14 protein-coding genes and 1 other RNA gene are annotated in these 13,511 nt (G+C 63.3%); 7 read left to right on the top strand and 8 right to left on the bottom strand.

Annotation, left to right across the window (positions count from 1 at the left end; translation table 11 throughout):
- Positions 1-2 precede the first annotated feature (2 nt).
- Entirely contained in the window at positions 3-887 is an 885-nt protein-coding gene (locus SRAH_RS09555; protein WP_045477038.1) for an alpha/beta fold hydrolase, read from the top strand.
- A gap of 9 nt (positions 888-896) precedes the next feature.
- Here the strand turns inward: SRAH_RS09555 and SRAH_RS09550 are convergent, their stop codons facing one another.
- On the bottom strand, positions 897-1,730 hold the full coding sequence (locus tag SRAH_RS09550; protein WP_029463122.1) for an undecaprenyl-diphosphate phosphatase: 834 nt from the start codon (positions 1,728-1,730) through the stop codon (positions 897-899).
- Positions 1,731-1,849: 119 nt separating this feature from the next.
- Between SRAH_RS09550 and ffs the strand changes: the two genes are divergently transcribed.
- The 5 genes from ffs (at position 1,850) to SRAH_RS09530 (ending at position 5,996) form a co-directional block, all read left to right on the top strand.
- Positions 1,850-1,946: signal recognition particle sRNA small type (gene ffs / locus SRAH_RS12125), an RNA gene on the top strand.
- Between the two features lie 63 nt (positions 1,947-2,009).
- Positions 2,010-2,342 carry a thioredoxin TrxA gene (gene trxA, locus SRAH_RS09545; RefSeq protein WP_029463121.1) on the top strand — a complete coding sequence of 111 codons (333 nt, stop codon included), beginning with the start codon at positions 2,010-2,012 and terminating at the stop codon, positions 2,340-2,342.
- A 241-nt stretch (positions 2,343-2,583) separates the two neighbouring features.
- The gene (gene rho, locus SRAH_RS09540; protein WP_029463120.1) at positions 2,584-3,846 is read left to right on the top strand and encodes a transcription termination factor Rho; all 1,263 of its coding nucleotides are present in this window, start codon (positions 2,584-2,586) and stop codon (positions 3,844-3,846) included.
- Between the two features lie 78 nt (positions 3,847-3,924).
- On the top strand, positions 3,925-4,179 hold the full coding sequence (locus tag SRAH_RS09535; RefSeq protein WP_029463119.1) for a type B 50S ribosomal protein L31: 255 nt from the start codon (positions 3,925-3,927) through the stop codon (positions 4,177-4,179).
- Between the two features lie 53 nt (positions 4,180-4,232).
- A complete protein-coding gene (locus tag SRAH_RS09530) occupies positions 4,233-5,996 on the top strand; it encodes a hypothetical protein (RefSeq protein WP_029463118.1) in 1,764 nt (587 codons plus the stop codon).
- A gap of 40 nt (positions 5,997-6,036) precedes the next feature.
- Here the strand turns inward: SRAH_RS09530 and phoR are convergent, their stop codons facing one another.
- From phoR to pstS, 7 genes are all read right to left on the bottom strand, one after another.
- A complete protein-coding gene (gene phoR, locus SRAH_RS09525) occupies positions 6,037-7,356 on the bottom strand; it encodes a phosphate regulon sensor histidine kinase PhoR (protein ID WP_029463117.1) in 1,320 nt (439 codons plus the stop codon).
- A complete protein-coding gene (gene phoB, locus SRAH_RS09520; protein ID WP_029463116.1) occupies positions 7,353-8,078 on the bottom strand; it encodes a phosphate regulon transcriptional regulator PhoB in 726 nt (241 codons plus the stop codon). The genes phoR and phoB overlap by 4 nt, the downstream gene beginning before the upstream one ends.
- Entirely contained in the window at positions 8,075-8,776 is a 702-nt protein-coding gene (gene phoU, locus SRAH_RS09515; protein ID WP_029463115.1) for a phosphate signaling complex protein PhoU, read from the bottom strand. The genes phoB and phoU overlap by 4 nt, the downstream gene beginning before the upstream one ends.
- A gap of 2 nt (positions 8,777-8,778) precedes the next feature.
- Positions 8,779-9,555, bottom strand: a complete 777-nt coding sequence (gene pstB, locus SRAH_RS09510) for a phosphate ABC transporter ATP-binding protein PstB (protein ID WP_029463114.1) — start codon at positions 9,553-9,555, stop codon at positions 8,779-8,781.
- Positions 9,556-9,581: 26 nt separating this feature from the next.
- Positions 9,582-10,436, bottom strand: coding sequence for a phosphate ABC transporter permease PstA (gene pstA, locus SRAH_RS09505; protein ID WP_029463113.1), 855 nt, complete (start codon positions 10,434-10,436; stop codon positions 9,582-9,584).
- Between the two features lies 1 nt (position 10,437).
- Positions 10,438-11,427 (bottom strand): phosphate ABC transporter permease subunit PstC, encoded by a 990-nt coding sequence (gene pstC, locus SRAH_RS09500; RefSeq protein ID WP_029463112.1) that lies wholly within the window; start codon positions 11,425-11,427, stop codon positions 10,438-10,440.
- 127 nt (positions 11,428-11,554) lie between these two features.
- Complete coding sequence (gene pstS / locus SRAH_RS09495) at positions 11,555-12,595, bottom strand: phosphate ABC transporter substrate-binding protein PstS (RefSeq protein WP_029463111.1); 1,041 nt, start codon at positions 12,593-12,595, stop codon at positions 11,555-11,557.
- Between the two features lie 248 nt (positions 12,596-12,843).
- Here pstS and SRAH_RS09490 point away from each other — a divergent pair, with 248 nt between their 5' ends.
- A complete protein-coding gene (locus tag SRAH_RS09490) occupies positions 12,844-13,509 on the top strand; it encodes a class I SAM-dependent methyltransferase (protein ID WP_197537875.1) in 666 nt (221 codons plus the stop codon).
- Positions 13,510-13,511: the final 2 nt, after the last annotated feature.

The following is a 13,511-nucleotide window of genomic DNA, read 5'->3' as shown; positions in this document are numbered from 1 at the left end:
TGATGACCCCGCACACCTTGCCCGACACCCCCAAGCCCCGGATCGTGTTTTCACACGCCAACAGCTTTCCTGCAAGCACCTACTGCGTGCTGTTTGAGCGCTTGCGGCAACTGGGCTATCAGGTGCACGCCCTCGAAAAATTTGGCCACGACCCGGCCTACCCGGTCAGCAGCAACTGGCCGCACCTGGTGCAACAACTGGCCGATTTTGTGCTGCGCGAGTGCGCCAGCGCGGCCGATCGGGAGGCTCCCCTGTACCTGGTGGGCCATTCTTTGGGCGGTTTCCTTAGCCTGATGTGCGCCGCCAAATTTCCGCTGCTGGGCGGCCGGCCGGTGGCCGGGGTGGTGCTGCTCGACTCGCCGCTGCTGGGTGGCTGGCGCGCCCGCGCCTTGCAAGCGGCCAAGCAGACGCGGCTCATCGGCGCCGTCTCGCCGGGGCAGGTCAGCCGCAAGCGGCGCAACAGCTGGGCCAACGCCGAGGAGGCACTGGCCCATTTCACCCACAAAAAAGCCTTTGCCAGCTGGGATGCGCGGGTGCTGCGCGACTACATCGAACACGGCACGCACGAGGTGGCCACCGCGCAGGGCAGCAAGCGCGTGCTCAGCTTCGAGCGCGAAATCGAAACCGCCATCTACAACACCCTGCCGCACCACTTCGACCGTTTGCTGCGCCGCCACCCGCTGGCGTGCCCGCTGGCCTTCATAGGCGGGAGCGAATCGGTGGAGCTGCGCCAAGTGGGCATGGCGCTCACGCACAAGCTGGTGGGCAGCACCCCCAGCGCCCGGCTGCAAACCCTAGAGGGCAGCCACCTGTTCCCGATGGAGCGCCCCGAAGAAAGCGCAGCGGCCATAGCCCTAGCGCTGCGCAGCTTTGCGGGCGGTGCCTGAGGCGCGCTTTCAGCGCGTCCAGTCCACCCAGCCCATGTAGGCGGTAAGCAGCACCAACAGCCCAAAGCCAATGCGGTACCAGGCAAAGGGCACAAAGGTGTGCTGCGCCACGTAGCGCAGCAGCCAGCGCACGCAAGCCCAAGCCGACAGCCACGTGACGATCAACCCGACGGCAAAAAACGGCAGGTCGGCGCGCGTGAGCAGATCGGCGTTCTTGAACAGGTCGTAGCCTGCGGCCCCGACCAGCATCGGGATCGAGAGAAAAAAGCTGAACTCGGTGGCGGCGCGGCGCGAAAAGCCAAAGGCCATGGCCCCGATGATGGTGGCACCCGAGCGGCTCACGCCCGGCACCAGCGCCAGGCACTGGATTAAGCCCACGGTGAGCGAATCGCGCCAGCCCACCGCATCCACCTCTTGGATGCGCTGCGGCGGCTGGCGCGCCTGACGCGCCTCCACCCACAAAATCACCAGCCCGCCCGAGATGAACGTAGAGGCCACCACCAGCGGGTTGAACAGCACCCCGGTGATGAAATCAAAAAACAGCACCCCCAGCAGCACCGCCGGCAGGCAGCCAATCACCAGGTTGCTGGTGAAGCGCCACGCCACCGCATCGCCGCGCGGCAGCCCGCGCGCGGTGGTCCATAGCCGCTCGAAGTAGACCGACACGATCGCCAGCAGCGCCCCGACTTGGATCACCACCTCGAACACGCGCACCTTCTCACCATACAGCCCGAGCAGCGCCGAGGTCAGGATCAGGTGCCCGGTGGAGGAAATCGGCAAAAATTCGGTGATGCCCTGCACCAGCCCCATCACGGCGGCCTTGAGCAGCAAAACAATATCCATCGGGAAGCAAAAAAGCAAAAGCCGCAGTGTAACGCCCACCCCCGGGCCTGCCTGCGCGCCCAGTGGCCTTCAGCGCACACGCCTGCGCGCACTCGGCACATTGGCATACAATCGACCCCGACGGGCCTTCCCGCATGGTGAAGCGGCCAACCGGGTCAGGTGGGGAACCAAGCAGCCCTAACTGTGAATCCAGTGCCGGGGTCGAGGCTCGTCACCCCCCCCATTTTCCCGAACCCGCCCTTAGTTCCGCAGCGACTCAAAATAGCGAGGCAATCCCACATGGCCAATCCCCTGATCAAGCAAGTCACCGACAGCAGCTTCGATGCCGACGTGCTCAAGTCCACCCTGCCGGTGTTGGTCGATTTCTGGGCCGAGTGGTGTGGTCCGTGTCGCACCGTGGCGCCCATTCTGGACGAGCTGGCCACCCACTACCAGGGCAAGCTGCAAATTGCCAAAATCAACGTCGATGAAAGCCGCCAAGTGCCGGCCCAGTTCGGCATACGCGGCATCCCGACGCTCATGATTTTCAAAGACGGCAAAGTGGCGGCCACCAAGGTGGGCGCCCTCAACAAGTCCCAACTGAGCGCTTTCATCGACCCCAACTTGGCCTAAAACCGCCAGAGCCTAGGCCCCGCACAACGGGGCTGGCTTAATTGCACCGGGCAGCCCTCTCGGTTGCGTGTTTTTCCTGTCATAATCTGACAACTCAGAGATCGAGGGCGCGTTTTGCCTGCCAAGGCCCGCTCCGTTTTCCCGCGCTGGCTACCCAGTGCGTCCGCTCAGTCTTTGCACGCGGACCCATTTTCCCTTCCCCTGCATCCCTTTTCCCCGACTCCTCGCAGGAGCGCACCCCATGCACCTCAACGAACTCAAGGCCTTGCACGTCTCGGAAGTGCTCAAGCAGGCCGATGCGCTGGAAATCGAAAACACCGGCCGCATGCGCAAGCAAGAGCTGATGTTTGCCATCATCAAAAAGCGCGCCAAGACCGGCGAGCAGGTGTTTGCCGACGGCGTGCTCGAGGTGCTGCCCGACGGTTTTGGTTTCCTGCGCAACATGGACACCAGCTTCACCGCCTCCACCGACGACATCTACATCTCGCCCAGCCAGATTCGGCGCTTCAACTTGCACACCGGCGACATGATCGAAGGCGAGGTGCGCACCCCCAAAGATGGCGAGCGCTACTTTGCGCTCAACAAGCTCGACAAGATCAACGGCCTCTCGCCCGAGCACAACAAGCACAAGGTGATGTTCGAAAACCTCACGCCGCTGTTTCCGCAGGTGCAAATGCGGCTTGAGCGCGAGATCAAGACCGAGGAAAACATCACCGGCCGCGTGATCGACCTGATCGCCCCGATCGGCAAAGGCCAGCGTGGCCTGATCGTGGCCCCGCCCAAGAGCGGCAAAACGGTGATGATGCAGACCATCGCGCACGCCTTGGCCGCCAACTACCCCGAAGTCACGCTGATGGTGCTGCTGGTCGATGAGCGCCCCGAAGAAGTGACCGAGATGCAGCGCACCGTCAAGGGCGAGGTGATCTCCTCCACCTTCGACGAGCCCGCCACGCGCCACGTGCACGTGGCCGAAATGGTGATCGAGCGCGCCAAGCGCTTGGTCGAGCTGAAGAAAGACGTGGTGATCCTGCTCGACTCCATCACCCGGCTGGCGCGCGCCTACAACAACGTGCTGCCGAGCTCGGGCAAGGTGCTCTCGGGCGGCGTCGATGCCAACGCGCTGCAGCGCCCGAAGCGCTTTTTTGGCGCGGCGCGCAACGTGGAAGAAGGCGGCTCGCTGACCATCATCGCCACCGCCCTGATCGACACCGGCAGCCGCATGGACGAGGTGATCTTTGAAGAATTCAAGGGCACCGGCAACTCCGAACTGCACCTGGACCGGCGCCTGTACGAGAAACGCGTGTTTCCGGCGGTGCAGCTCAACCGCAGCGGCACCCGGCGCGAGGAACTGCTGCTGGCGCCCGAGATTTTGCAGAAAACCCGCATCCTGCGCCAGTTCATGTACAACATGGACGAGATCGAATCCATGGAAATGGTGCTCAAAAACATGCGCCAGACCAAGAACAATCACGAGTTTTTCGACCTCATGCGCCGCGGCGGCTGATACAATTCGGGCTTTTGCGGAAAGTGTTGTCAGACAGGCTGGCAATGGCTGCCGCGCCGCCCCTCAAGGAACCCAGCGATGAAATCCGGCATCCACCCCAACTACCGCGAAGTTTGCTTCGTCGATTTGTCGAACAACCAACAGTTCGTGATTCGCTCTTGCGTCAACACGCGCGAAAGCATCAAGCTCGACGACGGGCGCGAGCTGCCGCTCTACAAACTCGACACCTCGAGCGAGTCGCACCCCTTCTACACCGGCACCCAAAAGAGTGTGGACAACATGGGCGGCCGCGTGGAAAAATTCCGCAACCGCTACGCCCGCACGGCCAAGTAAGTTTGCCGGCCACCCACACGCCACCCAAGAGCAGCCGCGAGGCTGCTTTTTTCATGGATCCCACCCCCGCCATCGTCAGCCAGCATTCCGCCCGGCGTTTGCCGCGCTGGGTGTTGTGGACGCTGGGCTTGCTCTACATCCTGCCCGGCTTTATCGGCCGCGACCCGTGGCGCAACGCCGACCTAGCCGCCTTTGGCGTGATGCGCGAACTCGCTGCCCAACCCGGCCAGTGGCTGCATCCGCAATTGCTGGGCGAGAGCGCCCAGACCGTCGGCTGGCTGCCCTATTGGCTGGGCGCTCTGGCCATCCACGCCCTGCCGTGGCTGCCGGCCCACCAGGCGGCCCAATTGCCCTTCATGGCCTTGCTGGCCCTGACCCTCATCTGCACCTGGTACGCGGCCTACTACCTGGCGCGCTTGCCCGGCGCACAACCCGTGGTTTTTGCTTTTGGCGGCCAGGCGCACCCGGTTGACTACGCGCGCGCCTTGGCCGACGCCGCCTTGCTGGCCTTGCTGGCCTGCTTGGGGCTGGCCCTGCTGGCACACCAATCAAGTGTCGATGCGGCGCGGCTGGCCTTCGTGGCCCTGGCCTTGGCGGCTTTTGCGCGCAGCGTGCAGCCCGGCAATAGCCTCATGCCCACGCTGAGCATGTGGACGCTGGCCATGTTCGGTCTGGCCCTGAGCGGAGCACCGGGCATCGCCTTGTTGCTGCTGCTCAGCGGCGAACTGGCCCGCCGCTGCGGGCCCCATGCCTCCAGCGACATGGTGGCCACCGAAGGGGCTGCCAGTCAGGCCAATGCGGCCCAGGCACTGGCCATGCGCGGGGGCATGGCAGCCTTGGCACTGGCCGCCGCCGCCTTGGCTTTTGCCATGGGCTGGCCCGGTGCTTGGCTGGATGGGCAGGCTGTGCTGCCGCATTGGCAGTTGGCCGCCTCATGGGAGAGCCTGGCGCGCCTGTTGCTCTGGTTCACCTGGCCCTGCGCCCTGCTGGCTGGCTGGACGCTGTGGAAGTGGCGCCGCCAATGGCGCAGCCCGCACCTGCTGCTGCCCGCTGCGTGCTTGTTGGCGCTGCTGCTGGCGACCCTGTTGCACCGGGGCAGCGACCGCATCTTGCTGCTGGCGCTGCCCCCGCTGGCGGTGCTGGCGGCCTTTGCCTTGCCGACGCTGACGCGCAGCGTGGCGGCCCTGATCGACTGGCTGGCGATTTTGCTGTTCAGCGTCTCGGCCCTGCTGATCTGGATCATCTGGCTGGCCATGATGACCGGCGTGCCGGCCGAGCCGGCCGCCAACGTGGCCAAGCTGCTGCCCAATTTTGTGCCCCGCTTCGAAGCCCACGGGTTTGTGCCGGCGCTGCTGCTGACGCTGGCTTGGCTGTCGGTGATCGCCTGGCGCACCGGTCGCCACCAGCCCGCGCTCTGGAAAAGCCTGGTGTTGTCGGCCAGCGGCATCACGCTGTGCTGGTCGCTGGCGCTCACCCTGTGGCTGCCGGTGCTCAACCACGGCATGGGGCTGGCGCCAATCAGCCAGCGCGTGGCCGCCCTCACCCCGGCGCAACAATGCGTGCTGGTGCATGGCCTGGTGCACGAACAAATCGCGGCGCTGCAGTACCACGGCGGCTTGCGGGTGCAGCGCATCACCGGCGGCCCGGCCGATGCGGCCTGTCCGCGCTTGGTGGTCAGCTCGGAAGGCTTTGCCACGCTCAACCACCGAATCGATCTGCGCCAGTGGCAGTTGCTGCGCGAGGAGCCACGCCTGCGCGAAAACCGCGATGTCTGGCTGGTGTTTGAGCGCCGGCCCGGCGCCGCTGCGCCGCAGTAGGCCCAAGCAGCCCCCCCGCCCCCACCAGCCTCAGCAGCGGCTAATCGCCACTCAAAACCCGACTGGGGGGCAAGATGATGCGAAAGGTCGAGCCTTGGCCGGGCACGCTCTCGATCAACACCTGGCCGCCATGGCGCTGCGCCACGTGCTTGACAATCGCCAACCCCAAGCCGGTGCCGCCGGTCTCGCGCGAGCGGCTGCGGTCCACCCGATAAAAGCGCTCGGTCAGGCGCGGCAGGTGCTCGGCGTCGATGCCGGGGCCGTCGTCGCTAACATAAAACCCGGCCCCTCCATCGCTGTTCAGGCACCAGCCCACACGCACCTGCGCACCGGCTGGGGTGTGGCGCACCGCATTGTTGACCAGGTTGGACATGGCGCTGTGCAGCTCCTGGCGCGCCCCCGCAATCTGGAACCTTGGGCCGCCGCCCTGGGCCAGCACCTGATGCGGTCCGCTGTCCAGCACTTCAGAGAGCGCCTGCGCCTCGCTGACCACCTGCATCAGCATGGCTTGCGTGTCGATCCATTCGCCCACACCGGGCACCGGGCTGCCTTCGAGGCGCGAAAGCGTCAGCAAATCGCTCACCAAACTCTGCATGCGCTGGGCTTGTGTGCCCATCAATTCGAGGTACTGACGCCGCTCGGGTGCCGGCAGATCCAAGGTCAGCAAGGTTTCAATGAAGCCGCTCACCACCGTCAGGGGGGTGCGAATTTCGTGCGACACATTGGCCACAAAATCGCGCCGCATCGCCTCGGCCAGTTCCAGCGCCGTGACTTCGCGCGTCAGCATCAGGCGCCGCCCCTTGCCGTAGAGGTAGAGGTTGATCGAAATGCGCTGCGGGTGACCGGGTGTGGCGTCGCGGCCATCGATCTCGACCGAGGCGGCGTAGTCGCCCTGTGACAGGTAGTCGATGAAGGCCGGATCGCGCACCAAATGGCGAATCGGCTGCTTGAGGTCGCGCTTGGTATCAAAACCCAGGTGCTGGGCGGCGGTGAAATTGCTCCACTCGATGGCGGTCGATTTATCGAGCAGCACCACGCCGATGGGCGAGGCCTGGATGGCGGCCAAGAACTCTTGCAAACGCACCTCGCTCTTGCGCGACTTGCGGTTTAGGGTCTTGAAGGATTTGCGGGCCCGCTCCACCACCTCGGCCCACACCCCCACCGCAGCGGGTGGCGCGGCGGCGCTGCCGTGGCGCAACCAATCGAGCACACGGCGGGCGCGCAGCGAGTCGAATACGAACCACAGCGAGGCCCCCATGGCGCTGCCGAGCAACGCCAAGCCGTCAGGCTCGACAAGGGCCGCCGCCAACACGCCAACCGTCAGCGTACAAGCCAGCAGCTCCAGCAGACGCCGCATCATGCCGCAGCGGTGTCGCCCTTGGCTTTGCTGGGTGCGGCCTGCGACGTAATGCGGTAGCCCGCCCCGCGCACCGTCTCGATCATGGCACCGGCCAGACCCAGCGATTCGCGCAGGCGCTTCACATGCACATCGACCGTGCGCTCTTCGATGAACACATGGTCGCCCCAAATGCGGTCCAGCAAGGAGCCGCGCGTATGCACCCGCTCCGGGTGTTTCATGAGGTAGTGCAGCAGCTTGAACTCGGTCGGGCCTACTTTTAGTTCGCTGCCATTGAGCATCACGCGGTAGGTCGAGGCGTCGAGCGACAGATCGCCCAACTGCACCGTGTCGTTGACAATTTCCGGGGCGCGGCGGCGCAGCACGGCGCGGATGCGCGCCAGCAGCTCCTGCGTGGAAAAGGGTTTGGTGATGTAGTCATCCGCCCCCGCATCGAGCCCCTGCACCTTGTCGGACTCTTCGGTGCGCGCGGTGAGCATGATGATGGGCACCGTCTTGATGCGCTCTTGCTGGCGCCAGCGCTTGGCCAGCGCCACCCCGCTTTCACCGGGCAGCATCCAGTCGAGCAAAATCACATCGGGCAAGATCGCATCCACCTCGCGCTGCGCCGCTTCACCGTCATAGACCACGGTCGGCGCAAAGCCGTTGTGGCGCAGGTTGACGGCAATCAGCTCGGCAATCGCCGACTCGTCTTCCACGACGAGCACGCGCGGCAGCTTTCTCATTGCAGCACCGACCTTCTTTCCTCATCGGTGCTGTGGCGCACGTCCGTCCCCTTGACCACGTAAATCGTGGCCTCGGCGATGTTTTTGGCCAAGTCGCCAATGCGCTCGATGGCCTTGGCCAGAAACATCAGGTGGATGCTGCTGCCAATCAGGCGCGAGTCCTGCATCATGTAGGTGCTCAGCTCACGGAAATAGGCTTCATACTCGACATCGAGTTGGTCGTCGTCGTTGATGACGGCCAGTGCTTCCTGCACATCGAGGCGGGCAAAGGCATCGAGCGCACGGTGAATTTGCGTGGCCGCCAACTGGGCGCTGCCACCGAGCGACTTGACGGGCAGTGCACGCGGCGCCCCCGACTGAATGAATTTATCAACCATGCGCGCGATGCGGGTCGATTTGTCGCCTGCCCGCTCGAGGTTGGTAATAACGCGCGAAATGCCGATCAACAAGCGCAAATCGCGTGCCGTGGGCTGGCGCCGGCTCATGATCGAGATGATCTCGTGATCGATTTCCAGCTCGAACAGATTGACTTTTTTCTCGATTTCCAGCACCTGCCCGGTGGATTCGGTGCTCAAATGGTGCAGCGCGTGAATGCATTGTCGCAACTGCGATTCCACCACCCCGCCCATTTCGAGCACGCGGGCCGTGACGTGGGCCAGTTCAGATTCGAACTGCGTAGAAAAATGTTTGTCGCTCATGATCAACCAAACCTTCCAGTGATGTAGTCTTCGGTCTCGGTGCGCTTGGGCTTGAAGAAAATCTGCTCGGTGGCGCCGTATTCCATCAGTTCACCCAAATACATGTAGGCGGTGAAATCGCTGCAACGCGCCGCCTGCTGCATATTGTGGGTCACGATGGCAATGGTGTAGTCTTTTTTGAGCTCGTGCACCAGCTCTTCGATCTTGCCGGTCGAAATCGGGTCCAGCGAGGCGGTGGGCTCATCGAGCAGCAACACCGAGGGCTTGACCGCCACGCTGCGCGCAATGCACAGGCGCTGCTGCTGACCGCCGGAGAGGCTCAGGCCGCTTTGTTTGAGCTTGTCTTTCACTTCGGTCCAAAGCGCAGCCTTGCTCAAGGCCCATTGCACGCGCTCATCCATTTCGGCGCGGCTGAGCTTTTCGTAGAGCTTGACGCCAAAAGCGATGTTGTCGTAGATCGACATCGGGAACGGCGTGGGCTTTTGGAACAGCATGCCGATGCGCGCACGCAGCAGGTTCAGATCCTGCTTGGGGTCCAGAATGTTCTGGCCGTAAAAGCTGATCGTCCCCTCGGCGCGCTGCCCCGGGTAGAGGCTGTACATGCGGTTGAGGGTGCGCAGCAGCGTGGACTTGCCACAGCCCGAAGGGCCGATGAAGGCCGTGACCTTGCCTTCGACGATGTCGAGGTTGACGGTTTTAAGGGCATGAAAGCCACCGTAGAAAAAATTGAGGTTGCGCACCTCGATGGCGTTTTTGGTGTCAATTGCGGATTCGCTCATGATGAAATCTTCGGAAATATAAAACCTTAAACCTTGACGCGCTCACGGAACACGATGCGTGCCGTGATGTTAATGGCCAGCACGGTCAGGGTAATCAGCAGCGCTCCACCCCAAGCCAGCTCGTTCCAGTTGTCAAATGGGCTCATGGCCATGTGGTAGATCCAAACCGGCAGGTTGGCCATGGGGCCGTTCATGTCGAGGGTAAAGAACTGGTTGTTGAGTGCCGTGAACAACAGCGGTGCGGTTTCACCGCTGATGCGCGCCAAGGCCAGCATGATCCCGGTGATGACGCCGGCGCGGGCACCGCGCAACACCACCATGATGGCCACTTTCCAGTGTGGCGCCCCCAGTGCAAAAGCAGCCTCGCGCAAGCTGCCGGGGATCATGCGCATCATGTTTTCGGTGGTTTTGATGACCACCGGAATGGCGATCAACGACAGCGCCACCATGCCGGCATAGCCGGAAAAATGCCCCATGTTCATCACAATCACGGCAAATACAAAGAGGCCCAGCACCACCGATGGGGCCGAGAGCATCACCTCATTGACGAAGCGCGTGACGCTGGCGACTTTGCTGGAGTCACCAAACTCGGCCAGATAAATGCCAGCCAAAATGCCGATCGGGGTGGAAATCAGCACCGCGCTGCCCACCATGATTGCGCTGCCCACGATGGCATTGCGCAAGCCCCCGCCAGGGGTGCCGGGAGCGGGCGTGTCTTCGGTGAAAAGTGCCCAGTCGATGGCGTAAAAGCCATTGGAAAACAGCACGTACAAAATCCACAGCAGAATCGACAGGCCTATGACTGAGGCCACCATCGAAAAACCCATGATGGCGGCATTTTTGCGGCGCCGGCTGTTGTAGAGGGCTTGGTTAAATTCCATATCAGTATCCTTTGCTGCCCTTGCCTTCTTCGACGTGTGCAATCAGCAAGCGCGCCAGCGCCAACACGACAAAGGTGAGCATGAAGAGCAAAAATCCGAGTGCGAACAGGGTATACATGTGCATTCCAAACGATTCGGCGAACTCGTTGGCCAGCGTGGAAGTGATCGAAGCCCCGGGCGCGAACAGGGTTTCGGGTATGCGGTGCGCGTTGCCGATCACAAAGGTCACGGCCATGGTTTCGCCCAAGGCCCGACCCAGCCCCAGCATCACCGCGCCCACCACACCCTTGAAGGCATAGGGCATCACCACATGGCGCACCACCTCGGAGGTGGTGCTGCCCAGTCCGTAGGCCGATTCGCGCAAAATTTGCGGCACCACCTCGAACACGTCGCGCGTGACGGCGGCCATGTAGGGCAGCACCATGAACGACAAAATAATGCCCGCCGCCAAGATGCCCAGACCATTCGGGGCGCCGCCAAAGATCGAACCAATGATGGGCATACCGGCCATTAGTTCTTGCACCGGCACCTGGAAATAATCGGCAAACAAGGGCGCAAACACAAACAAGCCAAACATGCCGTAAATGATGGAGGGAATGGCCGCCAGCAGCTCGACCGCCGTGCCCAGCGGGCGACGCAACCACACCGGGCAGGTTTCGGTCAGAAACAGCGCAATGCCAAAAGCCAGCGGCACCCCGATCAGCATGGCGATGAACGAGGTCGCCAAGGTGCCAATAATGGGCACCAGGGCACCGAACTGCTCATTGACCACATCCCACTCGGCGGTCCAGATGAAGGCAATGCCAAAGGTTCTGAAGGCCGGCCAGGCATTGATGAACAGGGTAACAATGATGCCAATCAGCGCCAGCAACACCAACAAGGCAAAAGCCTGCGAGAGTCGGTAAAAGACCGCGTCTTGCAAACGCTGGCGCCGGGCGATGGCAAGCACATGGGGCGAGCCCATATCGGGAGACTGAAAGGATGGGTCCATAGGTGAGGTTGGGCGGGTAGTAGAACGGGCACCAATTGTTATCAATACTCAACAAAAACAGACCCGCCGACCGAATTTGTCGGTGCGGCGGGTGCTGGGCAAGGCCCCCACTGAGGCCCAGTGCACATCAGGTGCGCTGGATCAGGTTCCAAACACGGGTACGAATGGCGTCGGCCAAGGTGTCGGGGATGGGCACAAAGTCGAGCTCAATCGCCAACTGGTCGCCGTTGCGGAAGGCCCAGTCGAAGAAGGCCAGCACGGCGTTGCTCTCGGCCACGTTGGCCGGTTGGCGGTACATCAGAATGAAGGAAGCGGTGGCAATCGGCCAGGCGTTGGCACCTGCGGCATTGACTATCGAGACGCCCATGCCCGGCACGCTGAACCAGTCCACACCGGCCGCAGCAGCGGAGAAGGTGCGGTCGTCGGGCTGCACGAAGTTGCCGGCCGCGTTTTGCATCTGCATGTGCGGGATGTTGTTGCGCCGCGCGTACGAGAATTCCACGTAGCCGATGGCACCGCGGGTGCGGGCCACGATGGCTGCCAAACCTTCGTTGCCACGACCGCCGATCGAAGAAGCGGCTGGCCAACGCACGGTGGCACCCCGGCCCACGGTGCTGGCCCATTCGGGGCTGACGGCCGCGAGGTATTCGGTGAAGTTGAAGGTGGTGCCAGAGCCGTCGGCGCGGTGTACCACGGTGATGGCCTGATTGGGGAAGGTGCGGCCAGGGTTGACGGCGGCAATGCGCGGGTCGTTCCAGTTGACGATGCGGCCCATGAACATGTCGGCCAACAAGGGGCCAGTGATGCGCACTTCGCCTGGGCGGAAGCCTTCGAGGTTGAACATGGGCACGGTGCCGGCGATGATGGCCGGAAACTGCACCATGCCGTCGCGCACGAGCTCGGCGCCCGCCACGGGCGCGTCGGTGGCGCCAAAGGTCACGGTGCGGGCACGGATCTGGCGCACGCCCGCCGAGGAACCGATCGACTGGTAGTTCAAACGCACACCGGTGGCGGCTTGGTAGGCTTCGGCCCAGCGCGAGTAAATCGGGAACGGCAGCGAGGCGCCGGCACCGGTGATGATGGTCGAAGCCGTGGCCAGCTTGGCAAAGCCGCCGGTCATGGCCAGCGCGGCGGTGGCTGCCACGGTTTTCAGAAAGGTGCGTTTCATCGGGTTCCTCAGAAGGATGGTTGACAGACAAGACCGATCGTATTCTCGAATTATGGCAGTTTTGTGACAGTCTTTTGAAGACTCGGCGACAGCCAAGCCGGATCCAGTCACCGCCTGTGGTTTCCCCCAAGGATTCTCGTGTGACAATTGCATGAAAGGCCAGCGCTGCTGGGTTACAGTATCGGCGTTGTCGCCAAGCCGTCGGTTCATGGCTTTGCCTTTCCTTCGACCTTTTCCCAGGAGCCCCAGTGCCGATCAACCACAAAGAACGCAATGCCCCCCCGCGCAGCGTCGCCGCCAGCCACCCTTTCGAGGAGCGCCAGAGCGAATCGACCCCGCGCGAGGACTCGCGCTTGGCCGACGCCTTGGCCTTTCTGCGCGGCTTCATGGCGCAGCCGATGTCGGTGGCTTCGGTGGTGCCCAGTTCGCCCTATCTGGAGCAAGGCGTGGTGCGCGCCACCGATCTGTCGCGTGCGCGCTGCGTGGTCGAGCTCGGCCCTGGCACCGGCGGCAGCACACGCGCCCTGTTGCGCGCCATGAACCCGCAGGCGCGGCTGCTGGCCATCGAGCTCAACCCCGAGTTCGCCGCCCGGCTGCGCCAGCGCGTGCAAGACCCACGCCTGCTGGTGCAAGAGGGCAGCGCCGCCGACATTGGCGATCACCTAGAACGCTGGGGCTTGCCGGCACCCGATGCGGTGGTTTCGGGCATCCCGTTTTCCACCCTGCCCACCGAAGTCGCGCACAGCATCGTGGCCGCCATCCAAGCCAATTTGGCTCCGGGTGGGCGCTTCGTTGCCTACCAGTTCCGCGCCCACGTGGCCAGTTACACCAGCCCGGTGATGGGCGAGCCCAGCTTTGAATGGGAGTGGCGCAATGTGCCGCCGATGCGCGTGTTCCGCTGGATCAAGCGCTAAAG

Origin of the sequence: Serpentinimonas barnesii, from assembly GCF_000696225.1 — a bacterium.
GTDB lineage: Bacteria > Pseudomonadota > Gammaproteobacteria > Burkholderiales > Burkholderiaceae_C > Serpentinimonas > Serpentinimonas barnesii.
This window is presented reverse-complemented; position numbering and strand designations above follow the sequence as displayed.